This is a genomic window from Aliivibrio finisterrensis (assembly GCF_008933155.1).
Taxonomy (GTDB): Bacteria; Pseudomonadota; Gammaproteobacteria; order Enterobacterales; family Vibrionaceae; genus Aliivibrio; species Aliivibrio finisterrensis.
In genome coordinates this window covers 59,972-81,216 of the sequence record NZ_WBVP01000009.1, presented here as the reverse complement: position 1 = coordinate 81,216, position 21,245 = coordinate 59,972, and the positions used below count along the sequence as shown (strand labels likewise).

At 38.2% G+C, this 21,245-nt stretch carries 20 protein-coding genes; 7 read left to right on the top strand and 13 right to left on the bottom strand.

Annotated elements, in window-relative coordinates; all coding sequences use genetic code 11:
• Position 1 precedes the first annotated feature (1 nt).
• The 5 genes from F8B77_RS09950 to F8B77_RS09930 form a co-directional block, all read right to left on the bottom strand.
• Positions 2-1,717, bottom strand: coding sequence for an RluA family pseudouridine synthase (locus F8B77_RS09950; RefSeq protein ID WP_151655221.1), 1,716 nt, complete (start codon positions 1,715-1,717; stop codon positions 2-4).
• 136 nt (positions 1,718-1,853) lie between these two features.
• On the bottom strand, positions 1,854-2,090 hold the full coding sequence (locus F8B77_RS09945) for an RNA recognition motif domain-containing protein (protein ID WP_130087604.1): 237 nt from the start codon (positions 2,088-2,090) through the stop codon (positions 1,854-1,856).
• Between the two features lie 168 nt (positions 2,091-2,258).
• Complete coding sequence (locus F8B77_RS09940; RefSeq protein ID WP_151655220.1) at positions 2,259-3,197, bottom strand: porin; 939 nt, start codon at positions 3,195-3,197, stop codon at positions 2,259-2,261.
• A gap of 360 nt (positions 3,198-3,557) precedes the next feature.
• Positions 3,558-4,421, bottom strand: a complete 864-nt coding sequence (locus F8B77_RS09935) for a (2Fe-2S)-binding protein (RefSeq protein ID WP_151655219.1) — start codon at positions 4,419-4,421, stop codon at positions 3,558-3,560.
• A 31-nt stretch (positions 4,422-4,452) separates the two neighbouring features.
• Entirely contained in the window at positions 4,453-5,556 is a 1,104-nt protein-coding gene (locus F8B77_RS09930) for an anhydro-N-acetylmuramic acid kinase (RefSeq protein WP_151655218.1), read from the bottom strand.
• Positions 5,557-5,728: 172 nt separating this feature from the next.
• Between F8B77_RS09930 and nagZ the strand changes: the two genes are divergently transcribed.
• Positions 5,729-6,724 carry a beta-N-acetylhexosaminidase gene (gene nagZ, locus F8B77_RS09925; protein WP_151655217.1) on the top strand — a complete coding sequence of 332 codons (996 nt, stop codon included), beginning with the start codon at positions 5,729-5,731 and terminating at the stop codon, positions 6,722-6,724.
• A gap of 104 nt (positions 6,725-6,828) precedes the next feature.
• Here nagZ and pyk read toward each other — a convergent pair whose 3' ends face one another.
• Together pyk and queE are read right to left on the bottom strand one after the other, a co-directional pair.
• Positions 6,829-8,274 carry a pyruvate kinase gene (gene pyk, locus F8B77_RS09920; protein WP_151655216.1) on the bottom strand — a complete coding sequence of 482 codons (1,446 nt, stop codon included), beginning with the start codon at positions 8,272-8,274 and terminating at the stop codon, positions 6,829-6,831.
• A gap of 104 nt (positions 8,275-8,378) precedes the next feature.
• Positions 8,379-9,059, bottom strand: a complete 681-nt coding sequence (gene queE, locus F8B77_RS09915; protein WP_151655215.1) for a 7-carboxy-7-deazaguanine synthase QueE — start codon at positions 9,057-9,059, stop codon at positions 8,379-8,381.
• Between the two features lie 183 nt (positions 9,060-9,242).
• Here queE and mlc point away from each other — a divergent pair, with 183 nt between their 5' ends.
• Entirely contained in the window at positions 9,243-10,457 is a 1,215-nt protein-coding gene (mlc, locus tag F8B77_RS09910) for a sugar metabolism global transcriptional regulator Mlc (protein ID WP_151655214.1), read from the top strand.
• A 66-nt stretch (positions 10,458-10,523) separates the two neighbouring features.
• On the opposite strand, the gene ltaE is transcribed toward mlc, so the two are convergent.
• Positions 10,524-11,528, bottom strand: a complete 1,005-nt coding sequence (gene ltaE, locus F8B77_RS09905) for a low-specificity L-threonine aldolase (protein WP_208846130.1) — start codon at positions 11,526-11,528, stop codon at positions 10,524-10,526.
• A gap of 325 nt (positions 11,529-11,853) precedes the next feature.
• On the opposite strand from ltaE, the gene F8B77_RS09900 reads away from it, so the two are divergent.
• Both F8B77_RS09900 and viaA read left to right on the top strand, forming a co-directional pair.
• Complete coding sequence (locus F8B77_RS09900) at positions 11,854-13,503, top strand: ATPase RavA domain-containing protein (protein WP_151655212.1); 1,650 nt, start codon at positions 11,854-11,856, stop codon at positions 13,501-13,503.
• A 32-nt stretch (positions 13,504-13,535) separates the two neighbouring features.
• Complete coding sequence (gene viaA / locus F8B77_RS09895; protein ID WP_151655211.1) at positions 13,536-14,984, top strand: ATPase RavA stimulator ViaA; 1,449 nt, start codon at positions 13,536-13,538, stop codon at positions 14,982-14,984.
• Between the two features lie 9 nt (positions 14,985-14,993).
• Here the strand turns inward: viaA and F8B77_RS09890 are convergent, their stop codons facing one another.
• Positions 14,994-15,239: a DUF2960 domain-containing protein gene (locus F8B77_RS09890; protein WP_130045856.1), complete on the bottom strand. Its 246-nt coding sequence runs from the start codon at positions 15,237-15,239 to the stop codon at positions 14,994-14,996.
• A 47-nt stretch (positions 15,240-15,286) separates the two neighbouring features.
• Positions 15,287-15,724, bottom strand: coding sequence for a DUF3069 domain-containing protein (locus tag F8B77_RS09885; RefSeq protein ID WP_151655210.1), 438 nt, complete (start codon positions 15,722-15,724; stop codon positions 15,287-15,289).
• Between the two features lie 207 nt (positions 15,725-15,931).
• Between F8B77_RS09885 and F8B77_RS09880 the strand changes: the two genes are divergently transcribed.
• Positions 15,932-16,558, top strand: a complete 627-nt coding sequence (locus tag F8B77_RS09880; protein WP_151655209.1) for an OmpA family protein — start codon at positions 15,932-15,934, stop codon at positions 16,556-16,558.
• Positions 16,559-16,617: 59 nt separating this feature from the next.
• On the opposite strand, the gene F8B77_RS09875 is transcribed toward F8B77_RS09880, so the two are convergent.
• On the bottom strand, positions 16,618-17,088 hold the full coding sequence (locus F8B77_RS09875) for a CreA family protein (protein WP_151655208.1): 471 nt from the start codon (positions 17,086-17,088) through the stop codon (positions 16,618-16,620).
• A gap of 383 nt (positions 17,089-17,471) precedes the next feature.
• Here F8B77_RS09875 and F8B77_RS09870 point away from each other — a divergent pair, with 383 nt between their 5' ends.
• Positions 17,472-17,894, top strand: a complete 423-nt coding sequence (locus tag F8B77_RS09870; protein WP_130045860.1) for a DUF3010 family protein — start codon at positions 17,472-17,474, stop codon at positions 17,892-17,894.
• Positions 17,895-17,941: 47 nt separating this feature from the next.
• A complete protein-coding gene (locus tag F8B77_RS09865; RefSeq protein WP_151655207.1) occupies positions 17,942-18,433 on the top strand; it encodes a hypothetical protein in 492 nt (163 codons plus the stop codon).
• Positions 18,434-18,712: 279 nt separating this feature from the next.
• On the opposite strand, the gene gltS is transcribed toward F8B77_RS09865, so the two are convergent.
• Positions 18,713-19,936: a sodium/glutamate symporter gene (gltS, locus tag F8B77_RS09860; RefSeq protein WP_151655206.1), complete on the bottom strand. Its 1,224-nt coding sequence runs from the start codon at positions 19,934-19,936 to the stop codon at positions 18,713-18,715.
• A 215-nt stretch (positions 19,937-20,151) separates the two neighbouring features.
• Complete coding sequence (locus F8B77_RS09855; protein WP_151655205.1) at positions 20,152-21,135, bottom strand: Solitary outer membrane autotransporter beta-barrel domain; 984 nt, start codon at positions 21,133-21,135, stop codon at positions 20,152-20,154.
• Between the last annotated feature and the right edge of the window lie 110 nt (positions 21,136-21,245).

Sequence of the window (21,245 nt, the reverse complement as noted above, 5' to 3'; positions counted from 1 at the left end):
ATTAAAACTCCGCCTCAATATCAAATTCCATCGGTTCTTTGGTCATCGGGTGTGTTAGGGATAAATAGCCAGCGTGCAAATGTAATCGGTTCGCTTTTTTACCATAGAGATCATCGCCAGCAATCGGCATATTTAAGCCTAACTTATGAGCGCAGTGAACTCGTAATTGATGTGTGCGTCCTGTTTTTGGGTACAGATAAACTTTAGTTTTATTTTTTATGCGTTCAATGACTTGATACGTTGTCTCTGCAGGTTTTCCATGTTCAAAGCAGACGAGCTGACGAGGGCGATCATACAAATCACCACGTAGTGGTAATGTTATCATTCCTTCATCTTGCGCTAATACGCCTTCAATTAAGGCGGTGTATCGCTTCTCAATAGTACGGTTGATAAACTGTTTTTGTAATCGTTTATGTGCTTTTTTGGTTAGTCCTAATATCATTAAACCAGAGGTTGCCATATCTAAGCGGTGGACGATCAATCCTCCAGTAGCATTAGGGTAACGCTGTTGAATACGAGTATAGACAGAGTCTTGAATATTCTTACCAGGAACAGATAAAAAATCTGCAGGTTTATTAATGACAACCATACATTCATCTTCATAAATTATGTCGATGTCTTTGCCTTCCGCTGGGTTGATTAATAATGGGTTTTCATCCATTTCAATTCCATCAAGCATGTGACCTAAAATTGGTTGGCATTTACTTTGGCAAGAAGCATAGAATTTCTTATGCTGACGGATCTCAGATTTTGGGGCTACACCCCACCAAAACTCCGCTAATGCTAGTGGTTTTAAATCATGAGTAAACGCATATTGCAGCAGTTTTGGAGCGGCACATTCACCAGAGCCTGCAGGGGGAATATGGTTGGGTGTGTCTTTGAAAATTTCATTGAGATCTTTTTCGATACCATGGGTATTTAAAAATTTATATTGCTGAAATAGCTTCTTTTGTAGTGCATTAGATAGATTTTTGCGTGCTGTTTTTAGTGTGGAAAGCTCGATATTAAATGTATCTAATTGGCTTTGAATACTAGTGATTTCGTTATCCCAAAAAAGCTTAAGATCTCTTAGCGTATTTTTCTCTTGAACACTTTCTTTGCCCAATTTTATCTTTAATTGTTCTAGTGCATCGATAGCTTCTTGATCGTTATCTTGAGCGTGTAATTCGGCTTCTGCACGTTGTGCTTTACGTGATTTTCGACCTTCAATCATCTCCTGACGCTGTGCTTCTAATTGTTCTTTTGAAGTCAGGCTTTTTGTTTTTACTGCCGCTGTTAATTCAGCGAGTAATGGATTGGCTAGTTGTTGCTTAATGATTGCATTAATTTCGGTTATCTCAGCGAGCTCTGCTTTGAAAAAACCATCTTCCTCTAACATATCAAATACAGGAGGAACAAAATGGGGAAGGTGATTACTGTCAGCGACTTTTCCTGAAAAAGCAGATAAGAATCCAACCTCGCCAGATATATGCTGAACGAGCAGTACGCCAAACATTTTACCAATTGCTTTATTATTTTCTTGTATTTCTAAGCCATTCTCTAAGCCAAAATTATGCTGCCATTCTGTTTGACTCTCCAGATGACGTTGTAACTGTTCTGCAGCCAATTCACATAAAGGGTGGGGTTCATAATAAAATGGAAAAGTGAATCGCTCAGGCAAAGCGTAATGGTCAATTGGATGAGAAAAAGAGGTAAAACACAGTTCAGATGTAGGCATAATGATATCTATATTAGCAGGGATGAAATAGGGGGATATTGCAGAATGACGCACATAAAGATAAGTGATTCAAAATTAGGTAGAGACCATGTGTTTTTGAATCACTCGAATGCGTTGGTGTACAGAAGTAAGGTGTTTATTCTGCTACTTTTACGCGAATTTTGTCTTTACCGATTTTTTTACCGTCTTCAGCTGCGATCGCGGCTAACGCTTCTTCTTCAACTAGCATCTCAACAAAACCAAAACCTTTTGATTCGCCTGTAATTTCGTCGATTACTAATTTACAGTATTGGAATGAACCGTGTGCTTGGAACATTTCACGTAATTGGAATTCAGACATGGTGCGAGGAAGATTGCGAACAAGTAATTTCATGAGTAACCATATAATAGTGATTTAAGGGTACGTTATAACAGATCTTGGTGGTTTCCCCAAGTATTCTATCGATTCAAAAATAGAAAATCCGAAACCACATTAACATGATTTCGGATTTGGATTTAGCCCTCCACCCAGAGCGCTAAAATTTGGGCGTATTAGGTTGGATTAGAAATCGTAACGTAGGCCAAACTGAAGTTGGTCATCTAGATTATCAATCTGCTCAAACTTGTAGCCTACATAAGTACGAAAGCTTTTGTTGAGTTTGTAAATGGCTTCGATTGCAAAATCTTTTACTGTATCTTTGCTATCTTCTTTTTGGTAATTATAAACGCCTTGGAAAAGAAATTTATCAACTTTATATGCAGCCGCAAACTCATAACCACTTGCATCGACTTTATCGATTTCACCTGTAACAAATAAACCAGAAACCATAAATGCATCAAGTGTGTATCGCACAGCAAAGTTAACTTGATCTGCATCTACCTTTGTTACGCCATTTGGGGATTGTTCTCCAGAGGTATAACCAAGGCCAAAATCTAAGCCCATTGGTAATGCATACATACCTGAAATACCAAAGCTATCGTTTTTCTTTTCGTTACTAGCAATGTAGTTTGCTTGAATTGTTAGTGCATCAAACTCACCTGAGTATAAAAAGTTATTTTCACGTTTATCTTTGTTACCTGTCGTTAAATCAGCCGCATCACCACCGAATGTAGCTAAAATATCAGTGTAATTGGTAAGCATCACTTGTGCTGAATCTTGCTGACCATACGAGAAATTACCAATGCTTGTGCTTAAGCCTGCGAATAGGTAACGGGTATTTACGGTATTACCTTTACCACTGCCAATCTCAACTTCATAAGTACCAAATGCGCCTAAGCTATCGTTGATTTTAGTTTTGCCTTTTAAATTAATACGAGCACGGCTTTTATCTTCAAATGAACTCTCTGCTGCTGTTTCATTATTATCTGAAATATTCGCGCGAGCTTCGGCTCTGCCACCAACTTTTAATTGTGTATCATCTTGATCATAAACGGTTGCAGCTAAAAGAGGGGTTGATAAAAAAGATGAGACGATAGCTGTTGATAGTAGTAATTTTTTCATTAGATTCCATACCTTTAAAATACCAAAACACTCCGCTTTGGTTTAGTTAATTGCTTGGGATCTAAGATAAATTTTATATATGAAAGATTAATGTCAGTTATGTTTAATATTTATAAAAGTAATGTGTCGTTAGGGTGACAAACACATTACTCTTGATAGTTCGCTTATACCATTCTGGATAAGTCTTTGTTCAGATAATTGCGTAGGAAAAATCGATTAGAACAAGGCATAAATTACAGTAACTAGTGGGTCTAATTACACCTAATTTTTGCAATAGAAAGGTATAACGCAGATATAATCGATTTTAACAAGCAAGAATGATCAAATACTTATGTAGATTGGTATTAATTGCTTTGTTATTTAGTGAATACGTTTGATGTTCTTTTTATGACGTTCTTCTTCGCTTAAGAGTTGACAGGTCGCACAATTTTTTTTGCCATCAATTTTGTATTTCATGCAGCAGGTTTCACGTTGAACATAAAGGATTGCCTGATGTTTATTTTCAGCAACTCGTATATGAGAAAGATCTTTTCCTATCTCAGGCATAATACTTTCTAACCATTGCTGGGCTTTTGGTGCTACTTGATTAGCGAGTTCTTTTGAGAGCCCTTTTTCAGTTAAGCGCATGAAAAAGACACTGACTGCCAGTGAAACGGCTCCCCAAAATGGTTTGTGCTTCAGTCTTTCTTGTTCAAATAATACACTTAGTCCGCCACCTATTTGCTGTAATAAATGGGTAAATGCTTCATCAAGTTTCTCTTGGCTCTCTACGACGGTCGCTTGTGGTTCAGAAGCCAAAGGATCGGTTACAAGGCAAACAAAAGGGCAGGCGTTATTAATTTTCAGTGATTTTATCTTTTCGCCATTGGGTGTTGAAATGAAAATATCGTTAAACTGAATAATAGGAACGCGATTAAAGCGTAAACGTAGAGCGACTAGGCTAGTAAAAAATTGGTTATTAAATGATTTTAGCCACATGGAAGCCGAAACGTTGGTATTGACGTCGTTTTTTTTACCGAATAACTCAATCGCGTTGGATAAGTTGACTGGTAACCACTGATTTAATGGTAAGTGCTTATCATCCAGCTGTTCTTTATTGATTGCTTTGAGTTTGAAATTGTCATCAGCATCGTTTAACCATGCCAATTGCTCTTTTAAAGAGTGGCATGAATCAGGTGATTTTTTGCTGCGCCATAATGGCGTTAATTGTTCTGCAATATGCATATGAGCTACTTTAAATTATTATTATTTGTATTTAAGATGCCGGGTAGATTACACCTAAACTTGCATAACGAGAAGCGCCCGTGACATCCGGTTCGTTACTTGGTAAATCATGAATTCGTTGATGTGCTAACCATGCAAACGCCATTGCTTCCATATTGTCACTATCTACATTGTAGTCGTTAGTGCTAATAACTGCCCAATTTGCTAAATGGAATTGCAGTCTTTCCATAAGATATTGGTTATGAACACCACCTCCACAAACGAGCAGTTTTGCACTCTCTCCAACATGGAATTTTAGAACCTGATCGACAATCGTAGTTACGGTGAACTCCAATAACGTTGCTTGCACATCTTGTGGTAGATAAGGGGTATTTTCAATATATTGAGAAAACCAATCTAAGTTGAATAACTCACGCCCAGTACTTTTTGGATAAGGGCGAGCAAAATAGCTATGCTGTTTCAGGTTTATTAAAAGTTCATCAATCACGGCTCCACTGCGAGCCCAATCGCCATTCTTATCGTAACTGACTTGTTGGTGCGCAGTGATCCATGCATCCATTAACATGTTACCCGGGCCTGTGTCATAACCGATAACAGGGGAGTCTTTCTGTAAAATTGAAATATTAGAAATACCTCCAATGTTTAAAATAACGTGAGTACTTTCGGATTTCCCAAATAAGGTGTGGTGGAAAGCGGGTACTAATGGTGCGCCTTGTCCGCCTAGTGCCATGTCTTTACGGCGAAAGTCAGCAACGGTATTAATTCCTGTTTTAGCCGCGATAATATTGCTATCGCCAAGTTGCATCGTAAAAGGATATTGTGCGTCAGGCGAATGAAAAACCGTTTGTCCATGGCTACCAATAGCAGTGATATCTTCTGGTTTAAGGTTGAGTGTATGAAGAAGATGAAGTGCAGCATCTGCAAATAAATGACCTAAGCGATGGTCAATTTCACCAATCACCTTTAAATTAGTTTGTTGACCAGTACAAATAGCCAATAAATCAGCTTTTAAGTGAGGCTCCATTGGGAAATCGGCATGCCCAAGTAGATTGATTGTTGTGCCATTTGTTTCTACGACAACGGCATCAACGCCATCTAAACTGGTTCCTGACATTAAGCCAATGTATTTTTCCATGCCAACACTCCATAAATGCTGATTAATTAACGGTTTTATTGTGCCATAAAGTCGGTGAATAATATCTATATTACTCACATTATTGACATAAAATTACCATAGATAAGATGTTAATATGTGAAAGGGCATGATACTTTAAGCCTATAAAAATTAAGATGATTTGGAGAAAAATATGGGTCCATTATGGCTAGATGTTGAAGGATATGAAATTGATGCAGAAGAGCGTGAGTTACTTCAACATCCAACAGTGGGCGGATTGATCCTTTTCGCTCGAAATTATCATGACTCAAAGCAATTAGCAGCATTAACCGCTTCTATTCGTAAAGCAGCAGGGCGTCCAATTCTAATTGGTGTTGACCAAGAAGGCGGTCGAGTTCAGCGTTTTAGAGATGAATTTACGCTTATTCCACCAGCGCAAGCGTATGCTGAAATGGATAATGGTCTTGAGTTAGCGAAAACGGCAGGCTGGTTATTGTGTTCAGAGCTCGTTGCTCATGACATCGATCTTACGTTTGCACCTGTGCTTGATAATGGTTTTGATTGTAAAGCCATTGGTAACCGTGCATTTGGTGATGATATTAATACTATCGTTAAATACAGCACTGCTTTTATGAAAGGCATGAAATCTGCGGGTACTTCTACGACAGGGAAACATTTTCCTGGGCACGGTGGTGTGATCGCGGATTCGCATTTAGAAACCCCTTATGATCACCGTGACAATATTTTTGAATTGGATATGGCGATTTTTAAAGCACAAATCGACGCGGGTATTTTGGATGCGATGATGCCAGCCCACGTTATCTATCCTGAGTATGATGCGTCACCAGCAAGTGGCTCTTCATATTGGTTGAAAGACGTATTACGTAAACAACTTAACTTTAATGGCTTGGTATTTTCTGACGATTTAAGTATGGAAGGCGCCACTATCATGGGTGGACCAGCAGAGCGCTCTCAGCAAGCTCTTGATGCCGGTTGCGACATGGTATTAATGTGTAATAATCGAAAATCAGCCGTCGAAGTGTTGGATAACTTAGCTATTCAATCCGTAGAAAAGGCTAATTTATTATTGAAAACACAACATTTCGATAGAAAAACGTTATTAAGCACTAAGGAATGGAAAAGTGCGAATGAGATCGTTACCCGAGCTTATGATCGCTGGAAAAAGTGATTACTCTGATCATATTAATCTGAGCAGATATAGAAAGTAAAACACATAAAAAAGCCTCGTAAATCAATTTGATCTACGAGGCTTTTGTTTTAAATATCGATCAATTATTCAACCGTAATGATACGCATACAGTTAGTTGAACCAACGATATCCATTACATCACCTTGAGTGATGATAACTTGATGACCAGCACTCAATAGGCCTTTCTCTTTTAGCGTATTGATTGCTGCGTACGTTGATGGAAGACCAGAATCAGCGTTTTCATCAAAGAATACAGGCGTTACACCACGGTAAAGAGCAGCACGGTTTAGTGTGCTTTCGTTACGAGATAAAGCAAAGATTGGTAAACCAGAGCTTAGACGTGACATCATTAGTGGAGTACGACCAGATTCAGTAAGCGTGATCATTGCTGTGATGCCTTCCATGTGGTTTGCTGCATACATGGTAGCCATTGCAATCGTTTCTTCAGGGGTAGTGAAACGACGGTCTAAACGGTGGTTAGATACGTTTACAGTTGGAACTTTTTCAGCACCAATACATACACTTGCCATAGACATTACTGTCTCAACAGGGAAGTCACCAGCTGCTGTTTCAGCAGAAAGCATTACCGCATCTGAGCCATCAAGTACGGCGTTAGCAACATCCATAACTTCAGCTCGTGTTGGCATTGGGCTTGTGATCATTGATTCCATCATTTGTGTTGCAGTAATAACCGTACGGTTAAGGCTACGAGCACGACGGATAAGTTGTTTTTGAACACCAACTAGCTCAGGATCGCCGATTTCTACACCTAGATCACCACGAGCAACCATTACAACGTCAGAGGCCATGATGATATCATCCATTGCTTCTTCTGTTGCGACGGTTTCTGCACGCTCAACTTTAGCAACAAGTTTTGCTTCAAGGCCAGCTTCACGAGCTAGACGACGAGCGTAGTTCATGTCTTCGCCGTTACGTGGGAAAGAAACCGCGAGGTAATCAACTTTCATTGCCGCAGCAGTGATGATGTCAGCTTTGTCTTTTTCAGTCAGAGCGTCAGCAGAAAGGCCACCACCTTGCTTGTTGATGCCTTTGTTATTTGATAGTGGACCAGCAACCGTTACTTCTGTATGAACTTTATTGCCTTCAACTGCCGTTACGCGAAGTTGTACACGACCATCATCAAGAAGAAGAACGTCGCCAGTAGTCACGTCTTGTGGAAGCTCTTTATAATCAAGACCAACAGCGTCTTGATTACCTTCACCTTTAGGTAAATCGCTATCTAGTGTGAATTTATCACCAATAGCTAATTGGATTTTACCTTCTTTAAACGTAGAAACGCGGATCTTAGGGCCTTGTAAGTCACCTAGAATCGCTACGTGAGTACCAAGTTTTGCAGCGATTTCACGAACTTTTTTAGTTCGCTCAATATGATCCTCTGGACTACCGTGAGAGAAGTTCATACGAACAACGTTTGCGCCAGCGGCGATGATTTTTTCTAAGTTATTATCACGATCAGTTGCAGGGCCAAGAGTGGTAACAATTTTTGTTCTACGTAGTCTATTAGACATATTATCTCCAAGATGGATGTTGTTGTGTTTATTCTGTGATCAAGTAAACATATATCGAGAATGATGACAATTCCATGATTCAAACAAGGTAATTATTAAAATTATCACGCAATCGCTAAATATTTGTGCGTTTGTATAGAAAGTCGCCAGTTTCTTTTGATGCAGGTTTCAATACAAAGTTCAGTAGCGCCAGGCTTTTGGCTGATAGGTTGTAGTGCAATAGTTACGTCATCCAATAATTTCACACCAGCTAATAGCGCTTCTAGTTGCTCAATATCTTTGTTAGTTCCTACAGGATGTTTAATTTCGTTTGCTCGCATTAATGCGTTTTCTAAAACGGGCAGTTTACCTTTCATATTGATTTTTGGTGAAACCGTAACCCATGTATTTTCTGATGCAAGAATAGGATAAGTACCACTGGTTTCTATTTGACAACGATAACCCTGTTGTTCTAATTCTTCAGTTAATTGTGTTAAGTCATACATGCATGGTTCTCCACCAGTGATAACCATATGTTTTGCAGTGTAGCCTTGCTCTTTAAGCATATTGATTATTTGAGTGCTCGTTAACTCGGTCCAACTTGGTGAGTCTTCTGTTTTAGCTAAAATTGAAGCTAAATCCGTTTGATCACTTAACTCCACATACCACGTTTGTTTTGTATCACACCAAGAGCAACCGACAGGGCAGCCTTGCAAGCGTAAGAAAATAGAAGGAACTCCAGTAAATGTGCCTTCACCTTGAATGGTTTCAAATAGCTCATTAATCTTAAATGTTGACGATGACATAATTATTTTACTCAAATAAAAAACTACAAAATTTGGTGATTGAAATACGTGTTAAAGTCGCATTTTCAGTAAATATTTCATGATCTTCGTGATAAACATCACGTAGGTTAACTCTCGGACTTCACAATTTGTTCGCAAAGTAAAAAAATGATATCCGATGATATTTATTTACTGGAGAGAAGCATGTACGTGGCCCAACCCGGACACATTGATCATTTAAAACAAGTAAATGCTGGACGGGTATACAAGTTAATTGACCAACTAGGCCCTATCTCTCGGATCGATCTTTCTAAGCAAAGTAATTTAGCTCCTGCCAGTATTACTAAAATCACACGTGAATTACTTGATGCACACCTTATCAAAGAAACGCAAGTACAAGAAGCAAATAGTCGTGGTCGACCTGCAATTGGCTTAGAAGTTGATAATGAAGGGTGGCAATTCCTATCTATGCGTTTAGGGCGTGGTTATCTAACTATTGCGTTACATAGCTTAGGTGGAGCACAAATTATTGAAGAAAGACAAACGATTCATGAAATTGAGCAAGATGAATTACTTGCAAAATTACTGTCTGAAATTGAACTGTTTTTCCAAAAGCATTCTCGAATATTAGGAAGAATTACCAGTATCGCAGTGTCATTACCTGGCTTAGTGATTTCGTCACAAGGTCTTGTTATACAAATGCCTCATTACAATGTAGATAATTTGCCTTTGGGCCCTAAGATCTACGAAGCAACAGGACTGCCTGTGTTTGTTGGCAATGACACCCGTAGTTGGGCGCTAGCTGAAAAGCTATTTGGCAATTCAAAAGAACACGATAATTCAATATTAGTATCAATCCATCATGGGGTTGGTGCTGGTATTATTATGAACGGTGAAGTTTTACAAGGCAGAACAGGCAATATTGGTGAGATGGGGCACATCAAAATCAATAAATTGGGTGCACGTTGCCATTGTGGTAATTCTGGCTGTTTAGAAACGGTTGCAAGTGCAAAATCATTACGAGATCAAGTTAAAAAGCTGATTGATGATGGGCATAAAACATCATTAAGCGCTAAAAAAATCACGATAGAAAGCATTTGCCTTGCGGCGAATGACGGAGATATGTTAGCTAAACAAGTTATTACTGAACTAGGACATAATCTTGGTGAGGCGATCGCTATTATGGTGAACTTATTTAACCCTGAAATTGTATTGATTGGTGGAGAAATTAACCTTTCTAAAGCGATTTTATATCCTGTCATTATGGATGCGATCCAAAACCAAGTATTGCCATTGTACGCTAAAGACACCAAGTTAGCCGAAAGCCGCTTTTATACGCAAGCAACGATGCCCGGCGCGGCATTAGTGAAACAAGCAATGTGTGATGGTTCGTTGCTAATGAGGGTGATTGAAGGGTAATATTCATACTCTTTTATTCTATAAAAATAGCAGCTGAAATGAGCTGCTATTTTTATTTGTAGACAATTAGACTTCGCGTTTAAGAAACACAATAAAAGTATCAATATCTTCTTTTGAAACGTCTTTATGAGTAACGAATCGAATAGGGTTACCTGCAGACAGTAAGATATCTTGCTGGTTCGCTTTTTGCACAATATCATGAATATCGATTTGGCTATCTAAGCGTGCAAAAACGATATTGGTCTGTATATGCTCAACATTAACGTTAAACCCAACCACAGTATTTAGTTGTTCTGCTAAATATTTCGCATTGCTATGATCAAGCGCTAACTGTGGCACTTGCTCAGTCAGCGCAAGTTTAGCCGCAGCCCCTAGAATACCAGCTTGCCTCATTCCGCCGCCGAGCATTTTTCTGATACGACGTGCTTTTTGAATGTATTCTTTTGGGCCTAATAATAAAGAACCTACAGGTGCTGCTAATCCTTTAGATAAACAAATCGTCATGCTATCAAAGTGCTGAGCAATTTCTTTAATATCAACGTCGAGGGCAACAGCTGCGTTATAAACTCGTGCGCCATCAAGGTGAAGTTGTAAGTTGTGTTTATTTACAAACTCACGTGCTTGTGCAAGATAAGAAAGGGGTAAGACTTTACCGTTAATGGTATTTTCTAAGCTCAATAGTTTTGTTCGTGCAAAATGGAAATCATCAGGCTTAATTGCGGCTTCAAGTTTTTGAAAACAGAGTGAGCCATCAGGATTGTTTTCGATAGGCTGAGGCTGAATAGAACCCAATACGGCTGCACCGCCAGCTTCATATTTATAGTTATGTGCTTGTTGACCGCATAGATATTCGTCGCCGCGTTCACAGTGAGCCATTAAACCTAATAGATTCGCCTGAGTCCCTGATGATGTAAACAGTGCAGCTTCAAATCCATGGCGCTCTGCTGCCCACGTTTCTAGCTCATTAATCGTAGGGTCGTCCCCATACACATCATCGCCCACAGGGGCATTAGCCATCGCCTCACGCATGGCTTGGGTCGGTCTTGTTACTGTATCAGAGCGAAAATCAATCATGTTACGTCCTTGCATTAGCCACTATCTCTGAATATAGGATATTTGTGGCGATGTTGTTGTTATATTTTACTTTAAAGCCAAGATAACATAGTGTTTCTAGATGTGAAAATAATGAGAGTGAGATCTTTCAATTTAAGAGAGTTAAACATCCATCGTATTTAATAAATACACTGGTGGTAATCACTTTAAATGCCCAATCACGACTAAATGGCTTGTTGATTTGGTTATTTTTCAGTCAATTACACTAAAGGGCTACTAGGTACAGACTAAAAATTACATTATACTCAAGAGCAATGTGATATCTGAAGTGTAAGGAAATGTAATGCAAGGTAACTCAATAAGAACCAGTGCAGAGCGAGCGTTGTTATCAGAGCGTATTCAAAAACTGACAACGGCGTTATCTGACGGCGTATATGAAAGAGAAGATACAATGCGATTGTGCCTACTTGCAGCGCTTTCTGGTGAGAGTGTATTTTTACTTGGACCACCAGGTATCGCAAAAAGTTTAATTGCTAAACGATTAATAAAAGCGTTTGATAGTAGTAGTTATTTTGAATATTTAATGACAAGGTTCTCGACACCAGAAGAAGTTTTTGGTCCATTATCGATTCAAGAACTTAAAGACAATGGAAAATACGTTCGACTCACTCAAGGGTATTTACCTACGGCTCAAGTTGTCTTTTTAGATGAGATTTGGAAAGCCGGTCCTGCAATTCTAAATACATTGCTAACTGTGGTTAATGAAAAAACCTTTAAAAATGGCAATGAAATACTCCCTGTACCAATGCGTCTTTTGATTTCAGCCTCAAATGAATTACCAGATGAAGACAGTGGCCTGGATGCTCTATATGACCGAATGCTTGTTCGTGTGTTTGTAAACCGTATTCAAAATAAAAATAATTTCAAATCTATGTTGATGACGGGCACGATTCAAGAAACAGAAATCGATCCGGCATTAGTGGTAACCGATGAAGAATATCATCAATGGCAAAGAGAGTTCGATGGACTTACTTTATCTGAAGAGGTATTTGAAAAATTATTTGAATTAAAAACAATGCTTGAAAAACACAATGCGTCTTATGATGACTCATTGTACGTATCGGATCGTCGATGGAAAAAATCAGTTAAATTATTGAAAGCTTCTGCATTTTTTAGTGGGCGCGATGAAATCAACCCAATGGATCTATTGCTGCTTCAAGATTGTTTGTGGACAACCCCTGAAAACCGAGAGCAAGTAAGAGAAAGTATTCGAACCTTTGCTTCCGATAAGGCATTTGATCAAAAGAATGTTTCTATGAATATTGAAATGATTCAAAGTGACATTGCTGAGATGGAAGCGCAGGTTCTTGTTGAACAAGGCATCGCTCTTCATATTGAATCGGCGGGTAATCGTCTGATGAAAAAAGAAAGCTTTGAATTTGATTTTAACAAAGGCAAGCGATACATCGTGGGTCATACGCATCAGTTGATTAAGTTGATAATGCTTCAGTCAAACATGTCTGTCTCTGAAGGTGAGAAAGGGGACAGTCGCTGGGTTTATGTTAACCCTGAAGAGCTGGCTAAGCAGATGAAAGAAGGGAGAGCAACGGTATATGGTTATGTAAACCAGAATCAAAACTTGTGCAGCTTAACGTTCGAATTGGATGCTGATTGCAGATTAGTAATTAAAGATATCGCAAATCGTTCTGTTCTTGTTGGTATGGTAGGTCATAATGATCCAACACAAAGCCAGTTTGATGAATGGACACAAAAAATAGCGCATAACCAACAGCACTTAGATGAAGCAGAGCACCAGTTAAGAAAAAGTCGTGCTCAATTTCATTCTGCATTGCCTCATAACTTCATTGAAGAGAGCTTACCATCAGTGATTGAAAACAGTTTACACCTTTTAGGTCAGCGTATTGAAAGCTGTAAATCTCAATTTGAAGGGTCAAGCCGTCGCATGTTGAAATTTAGCGACTATTATTCATAGGCTATGATCTCTTTTAGAATACAAGGACACTTATGTTAGGTGCAGATGCGCTAAATTTGGTTTTAATGGTTGCTGAGTCAGGAATGATTGACTCATCCATTACCGAAATATTATCAAGACCACAGTTTTTGACTGCAGCAAAGTCTAATCCTAATATTAAGCCTACGATTAAAAATCACATTTTGAAATGGCGTGGTAAGGTTAAGCACAAAATGACAAAAGTGTGTGAGACCGAGCGAATTCAAGAGGAGCTAGCGCTGTACCAAGAGGTGATTCATTGGAGTGAGAGTGAATTCTATTGTCAGGTAGATGATATTATGACTAAGCTCCAGTGGCATTCCTCATTTTATATCGAAGCAAAAGAGCTTATTAACAATAATAAAAACTTAATGAACCCAATGTTGCCACGATTTTTTTGCGAGCGATGGTATCAGAGTTTGTCTGATTCAATTAAACAGGCTCAATTGAGCGAACTTAAAGCAGACAAAGAAAAACTGCTGGCGGATTTATATCAGCGGATTGAAACGTTAAAAACAATGGAATCAGTAACAGAGGAAGGTGATGATGCCCATATTGGTAAACTGTGGGATATGGCTTCAGCAAAATTAACCAAGTCCAATGTCGATATCATGAAGTTGCATGCACGCTTCCTTAAAAAGAATAAAGGCTTGCAAGAAATAGCGTCAAAACTGGGTCGTATGGCGAATGAAGCACAAAATCATGATCGCTCTCAAGCTACCGCTGAAGAAGTTAAGGTGGTAGAAGAGAAAAGTGATTTTGTTACTGATGACATTATTGGTATTCAAGAAGGGGATGATCTTAGTCGATTACTGCCTAATGAAACCTTATTTTTGTCACACCCTGAGCTAGAAGTGATTTTCTATCAGCATTTGCTTGATAAGCGTCTGATGAATTATCGTATGGAAGGGGCTGATAGGAAGTTACGCAAAGTTACGGCTCATTCAAGAGCATCAAATGATGCATTAGTTGAAAAAGGCCCTTTTGTTGTGTGTGTTGATGCCTCAGGCTCAATGAGTGGGTTTCCTGAGCAATGTGCTAAAGCCCTTGCTTATGGCTTGATGCAAATAGCATTAGCGGAAGAGCGAGATTGTTATGTGGTTTTATTCTCAACCCAGCAAATCACGTATGAATTAAGCAAGCAAGATGGCTTAAGAGAAGTTGCCGATTTTTTATCGTACAAATTCCATGGTGGAACAGATTTAGAGCCAGTATTAGAACAATCTATTGAATTGATGCATGGTGATAAATATAAAAACGCAGATTTAGTGGTTTTATCTGATTTTATTGCTCCAACGCAATCAGATAATATTGCAGCAATGGTAGAGGATTTAAAACAGCACCGGAATCGATTTCATGCCGTTTGTTTATCAAAATACGGTAATCCAGCATTAATGGCGATGTTTGACCATACATGGTCTTATCATCCATCAATGCTAGGTCGTTTAACGCAAATTCGTTAAGGCTTAGCGTTATTCGCCATCTTTAACAAAACGAACTTTGCTAAAACCTAATTTAGTAAAGTAGCTATGGCGAAAATCTTTTACCGCACCTGGGTTGTTTGATGCCATCTCAACTTGCTTTAGCATGGTATCAAATTGAGAAATATCGATGCCTTCTGCAGCTGCAGCTGCTTCAAATGGACCATGAAACTCACGAAATGAAAAAGGGATCTCTTTGGTTTCAGATTTGTATGTGTAGCGAACGGTACGAGCCATTATTATTCCTCGAAAATGGATGGCATATTGCCATCCATAATCATCAATTATTTTTTGAAGATTTCAGCAAGTTCACGTTTCATGATTGGATCGCGACGTGCTTTTTTGATTTGTTTAACAAGATCTTTCACACAGTTGTGAAGCACTTGGTCAAGCAGTTGAGAGCGATATTCTGCTTTTGCGTCATCATCCATGTTTTCAGGAAGTTCGATAGTTTCGAACTCAGCCATGAAATCATAACCCGCATAACTTTGACTTAGAGAGACTAAAGCATGGAACTGTTCAAAGTTATCTAGCACTTTTTGTGCACTAGCAGGCATTTCATCCCAAGATTCACGAACCGCAATTTCAGCAACTTCATGAACAGAAACAAGCATGTGCCACATTTCTTCAGGAACGTTTTCAAACTCAATCACTTTTTTAAGTTCAGGAGAGATAGTTTCTAAATCGATAGCTTCTTTTTTTGTGTTTTCAATTTCAGACATGTGAGTTTCTCGTCATATAAAAGAGAAATGGTAACCAGACCACAAGAAATGTCAATTCTATTCATATCATGAGATGAAATTAGCCTTCAATTCGTTCTATTTAGAAGCAAAAATCAGGAATTAACATCACAAAAATGAAGATTTAGATAAAGAATGCGCTTAATAGGTCGATACAGTTGATAGAAATTATAATAACTCGGATTAATAATGCTAAGAATTATATCGTTATGCACTACACTGTTATTGGTAGGTTGTGTTCAACATGGAAGCAATTTATTGGATACAGCTCCAAAAACAAAAAGTGACACACCATACCCAATGTTTGAAGAGCCTTATACAGAAACGACAGAACAGGAACATACGACGGATGCTACTCGAGCATTAACCGGCCCAAATGGTGAATTAAAAGACGATGACATGAGAAAAGTGTCTGAACAATTAACTGATTTAGGTGTTGTTTATCATGAAGTTAGTGGTGAACAGCTGGTTATTTCAATTCAAGAAAAAGTACATTTTTCTAGTGCAAAAGCTAAACTGACGCCGCTAGCAACTAACTTATTAGATAAGCTAATTTCAGTTATGTCAACAAAGCCTGAATTAGCATTGGTTTTAGATGGGCATACTGATGTCACTGGTAGTCCAATCAACAATCAAGATCTGTCAGAAATGCGTTCAAACGAAGTTCGTCGTTATTTATTAACTAATAAATTAAATGCATCTCAGCTTTATTCTCGTGGTTTCGGTGAGTATCTTCCATTGTGTGATAATGAAACGATGCTTGGCCGTAAATGTAATCGACGTGTCGAAATTACTATTCTGAAGATTCATTGGTAAGAAGATATAAGAACAGAACTCAAACTGGATAGTGACTCACTATCCAGATTGCATTTAGGTTACTGAGTTGCAATTACTGGCTTTTGGTAAGCCTTAGTTCCCCACAGCGGTACCGTCGAAAGGCTGTGTTTGAAACTACCTTCTGTCTCTTTCGTCGTGTAAGACAAGTAGAGTAAAGTTTGATTTTCAGCATCGTAGATACGTCTAACTTTCATTGACTTGAAGAAAATACTTTTAGATTGCTTAAATACTACCTCTCCTGATTTACTTCTATCTATTTGAGCGATCATCTCGGGGGTAATTTCGCCTGTTTGACGACACGAAATCGAGCTATCACTTGGGTCAGATAGGCTCAAATTCGCTTCAACTGAGGCAATATGACAGGTTACACCTGGAATTTTATCATCATCAAGGTTTGAGATTTTGATGTCTTTTAGTGTAAATAGACCGAGCGAAACGTCTCCAACCTCGTTGTCTGAACAACCAGCCAGCAATCCTGAGATACTTAAAGCGATCAGTAATTTTTTCATAAAGTTATTCTCTAAAGGGGCGATACAGTAACTATAACATTAAATATGATTTTTTAGTGCAGCGCTTCTCTTAAATAGTTTTTCATTTGAATATAGAGAAGAACGTTATTGAGTGTTTCATTCGCTAAAATGTATTAGTATCTGTTTAACAGAATTTAAGTGTGGATTGTATTGTGAAAAAACAAATCATTGCCGTTTTAATGATGGCTGCTTTAATGGGTGGGTGCAGCTCTGCTGCGCAACAGCAAATATGTGTTCCTGATTTTTGTAATATTTGGGGGCAGTAGTTTTATCTTTGCTGTTTTATTGTTGGATTCAACGTATCTATTTATTGAATATAAGCCTATAATCAACAGGTTCAAGACATTGTTAGGATTTTTAAAATGAAAGTATGTGGCGTAGAGCTTAAAGGTAATGAAGCAATCATCTGTTTAGTAAATAAATCAGATGGCATGATTGACCTACCAGACTGTCGTGTTGCTAAATTTGATATTACTGAGCCATCTAAAACGGAATCAATCCGTGATTTTCAGTTTAAATTTAAAAAATTAATGCAAGATTACCAAATTGAAACGGTTGTTATTAAAGAGCGTTTAATGAAGGGTAAATTTGCAGGTGGTGCTGTAGGCTTTAAATTAGAAGCTGCTATTCAACTGATTGATGAGATTGAAGTTGAAGTACTAACTGCCGCAGACCAAAAAGCAAGCCTTAAACGTGCGCCTGAAATGCTGCGTGTAAAAGAGATTGGCCTTAAAGGTTACCAACAAGAAGCATATGAAGCTGCTTACGCTTTCTTAAACTTCTAAAATTTCATGATATAAAGGATGGGTGACCATCCTTTTTTGTAGGTGCTATGACTATTAATTCTGAAACATTTTTTCAACAAAAACAGACTTGGTTATCGAACCAAGTTAATGTTGACTTTCCAACTCCTGAAAGTGTGAAAGGACGAGATGTTTATTTAAAGCAACCTGCGAAAGCGGCAGAAGAATACACATTATCATTAGAAACACTACCTGAAACCATCTCGGTTCTATTGGTGACAGAGCATAGATTAACGATTCGTTGGGCAATAACTGTTGCCAGTCAATGGGATGCCGAATATGACGAAGTATTAGAGTTTTTAACTCAAATGGACCTATGCGATGATTATCAATTGTTTGTTGCGCTTGATGGCATGAAACCTGTTGCTGCTTGTTTATCTCAAGTTAGTGAAGGGATAATGTACGTTTCTGATATTGTATTAATCAGCGATGCCATCAATGAGCATGCTTTTTTAAACGCTGTGATAACTCAGCAGTCTATTCAATTTGAAAGCACGCTTAAGTCCTGCATTAAAAATTAACTTGGTGTTTTGTTATTGAGCGATAAGTTTATGCGTCATTGTTATTTAGCTCAGTTTTTGTCTTTTTCTCATTGAATGTTGCGACATAGCCACTTGTAACAGAAAAACCGATTAATGCCCTAGTATTACATTCATACAGCCCTTCATATGAATAGACTTAAAAACATTGATGAATTGGTAAGTATTCGGCAACAGTACTTTGATTGATATTTAAAATAGAAGAATATAAAAGCCCGATAGTGAACTGAACTGTCGGGCTTTTTGCTATTGATATGACTTTTACCCAATAAAGCTAATGTAAGTTTGCAATATGATTAGGTTAACAATATCGATAAAGAACGCACCTACAATAGGCACTACCATAAATGCTTGTGGAGAGGGGCCAAAACGAGAAACTAATGATCCCATGTTCATTACCGCGGTAGGCGTTGCACCTAAGCCAAAGCCACAGTGTCCGCCTGCCATCACAGCCGCATCGTAGTTTGAGCCCATAGCACGGAACGTAATAAAGTATGAGAACAATGCTAATACAACAGTTTGAACCGACAGAATAACTAACAATGGAATGGCTAAATCAAAGATATTCCATAATTTTAGACTCATTAATGCCATAGCTAAAAATAGAGCTAGTGAGACAGTACCCAAAATATCCACGGTCTCAGTATCTATCTTATGAACTTTAGTCACTTCAGTAATGTTGGTAATGAATACACCAATGAACAAGGCATAGACAAAATCAGGGATCTTTAGCCACGCAATATCAAAGGTAGCTACAAAATCACCAAGATAACCGGCACCCACAACACATAGTAAAAGCACAAATAGAGTTTCAATTACTTTTTTAGCGGTGACTTTCTCTTCTTCGCGTTCATTATAGGTTACCACTTCAGGGAAGCGGGTATGCGTATCGATTCCTGTGCCGTATTCAGATTCAAGCTTATGTTTATGAATTAGCTTTTGAGCAATAGGGCTACCGATTAATCCACCCATAATTAAACCAAACGTTGCTGATGCCATTGCAAGCTCAAGCGTATTTAGATGATACGTTTCAGCAAACGTCTGCGACCAAGCTGCACCAGTACCGTGACCACCAGATAGTGTAATAGAACCTGCAATTAATCCCATTAACGGATCAAGTCCCATTAAGCTAGCAAGGCTGACACCAATACCGTTTTGGATAATGATGTAAACAGAAGCGATAGCAAGAAATAAGAAGACTTTAGTTCCTCCTTTTATTAGTTGCTTATAGTTTGCCGCTAGCCCAACCGTACTAAAGAACATCAACATGAATGTACTTTGTAAAGGTAAAGAGAACTGTAAGTTTATTCCCTGAAAGTGCAATAGCGTAATAGCGACAGCAACAATTAACCCACCAACAATCGGTTCTGGGATATTGTATTTTTTAAATAGCACAACTTTTGAATTGATTAGGTGACCTAAAAATAGCACCGCAATGGCAATTAAAAATGATTCTAGTGCGCCAATAGATAGAGTGTTTGACATAGTACTCCTACGTTGAAATATCATTCCTTTTTTTCATTAAATAACGCTAACGAAAATAAATGAAGAATAAATGTATTTTAATGCATTTACCCTGAAGGATATTGTCTGATTTTAAGGGGCGATAGTACCATTTTTATCAATGCGATAGGGTTATCGTGAAGTAAAATATATAAACTCACTGTTATGATTGCTATTTTTAATGGGTTTTTTGGTGGTTATTCATCGTAAAATAAGACAATGCTTCCACCACGTAGAGCACTACCTACATTAAAAGTGAAACCAATGCCTACATTATCCACAAGGGAAATCCATTTTCTAGTATCGATTAACCATGCAATATTGAACTCATAATAGTAATCAGTACCTAGAGGTTCGTTCACATCGCCACCAAGGTCTACACGCTTTGCTTTTAAGTAAAGAACTTGAGCCAAGCGATTCCAATGCGCCATGTTGTATCTAAGTTGAACGCTATTTACAAAGCGCCACACCTCAGGATTAACATCAGAACTAACATCGGATGATCCACCAAAGCCTTGTCCAAATGCATAGTGATAACTATTATTGAATCGCCATTCTCCCCAGTCGGTCTCTTTTTTATATTCAAATGTGATTTTAGGTTCAATCATAAATGTATTCGTCGTGACATTATAGTAATTGCCATCGAGGAAAGGAGATAGAGTTTGGCTAAAACGAGAATTATATTTGTGTGTATTTTTGTAATGCATCAAGTGTAGGGCATTACCAAAGGATATGGTCCAGTTCTCACGGAAAACATAATTTTGGGCGTATTCGGCATAAAGGCCAAAGACTTCATCTAAATCAGAATCTGGAAAGGATTTTTCGTCAAATTGAACATCAATATCAGTTTTTACATAAGAAGCACGTAAAGTCACTTCATGACTCCAGAGTGAATCGGGATCATCAGTTAACTCAAAAGTATAAGGGAGAGAGTAAACCGTCATTTTACTGCGTAAATCAATAGAATCGGAGCTACCAATATTTTCGTTATCGGTTTCTAAATAGTTATTAGGATTAAAATCAGCGATACCAAAGGTGATCATATTACTATCAGATAGAACTAACGAGGTCGCGAATGCTGCTTCAAATCTATCGGCAGGGGTAATATCCTGGGCAATAGCCTTGTCCATTACCGCATTAAGTAATAAAACAATAAGAAGGGAGATTGGTCCGCGTAGCATGTGCAGTCCTTTGAAAAGAGTTATTAATAATGTAGTAGAAATTACCCTTAAAATCTACACTAAATCAGCCTGTTATAATAATATGTCCGAAGTTTAATACTCTTAGCTAC

Bases quoted from the DNA above. Each gene is read 5' to 3' on its own strand.
- F8B77_RS09945 (WP_130087604.1), bottom strand. From the start codon at position 2,090: ATGAAATTACTTGTTCGCAATCTTCCTCGCACCATGTCTGAATTCCAA.
- viaA (WP_151655211.1), top strand. From the start codon at position 13,536: ATGTTAGGTGCAGATGCGCTAAATTTGGTTTTAATGGTTGCTGAGTCA.
- F8B77_RS09950 (WP_151655221.1), bottom strand. From the start codon at position 1,717: ATGCCTACATCTGAACTGTGTTTTACCTCTTTTTCTCATCCAATTGAC.
- pyk (WP_151655216.1), bottom strand. From the start codon at position 8,274: ATGTCTAATAGACTACGTAGAACAAAAATTGTTACCACTCTTGGCCCT.
- F8B77_RS09890 (WP_130045856.1), bottom strand. From the start codon at position 15,239: ATGGCTCGTACCGTTCGCTACACATACAAATCTGAAACCAAAGAGATC.
- mlc (WP_151655214.1), top strand. From the start codon at position 9,243: ATGTACGTGGCCCAACCCGGACACATTGATCATTTAAAACAAGTAAAT.
- F8B77_RS09875 (WP_151655208.1), bottom strand. From the start codon at position 17,088: ATGAAAAAATTACTGATCGCTTTAAGTATCTCAGGATTGCTGGCTGGT.
- F8B77_RS09930 (WP_151655218.1), bottom strand. From the start codon at position 5,556: ATGGAAAAATACATTGGCTTAATGTCAGGAACCAGTTTAGATGGCGTT.
- F8B77_RS09900 (WP_151655212.1), top strand. From the start codon at position 11,854: ATGCAAGGTAACTCAATAAGAACCAGTGCAGAGCGAGCGTTGTTATCA.
- F8B77_RS09885 (WP_151655210.1), bottom strand. From the start codon at position 15,724: ATGTCTGAAATTGAAAACACAAAAAAAGAAGCTATCGATTTAGAAACT.
- nagZ (WP_151655217.1), top strand. From the start codon at position 5,729: ATGGGTCCATTATGGCTAGATGTTGAAGGATATGAAATTGATGCAGAA.
- F8B77_RS09935 (WP_151655219.1), bottom strand. From the start codon at position 4,421: ATGCATATTGCAGAACAATTAACGCCATTATGGCGCAGCAAAAAATCA.
- F8B77_RS09855 (WP_151655205.1), bottom strand. From the start codon at position 21,135: ATGCTACGCGGACCAATCTCCCTTCTTATTGTTTTATTACTTAATGCG.
- F8B77_RS09880 (WP_151655209.1), top strand. From the start codon at position 15,932: ATGCTAAGAATTATATCGTTATGCACTACACTGTTATTGGTAGGTTGT.
- F8B77_RS09870 (WP_130045860.1), top strand. From the start codon at position 17,472: ATGAAAGTATGTGGCGTAGAGCTTAAAGGTAATGAAGCAATCATCTGT.
- queE (WP_151655215.1), bottom strand. From the start codon at position 9,059: ATGTCATCGTCAACATTTAAGATTAATGAGCTATTTGAAACCATTCAA.
- gltS (WP_151655206.1), bottom strand. From the start codon at position 19,936: ATGTCAAACACTCTATCTATTGGCGCACTAGAATCATTTTTAATTGCC.
- F8B77_RS09940 (WP_151655220.1), bottom strand. From the start codon at position 3,197: ATGAAAAAATTACTACTATCAACAGCTATCGTCTCATCTTTTTTATCA.
- F8B77_RS09865 (WP_151655207.1), top strand. From the start codon at position 17,942: ATGACTATTAATTCTGAAACATTTTTTCAACAAAAACAGACTTGGTTA.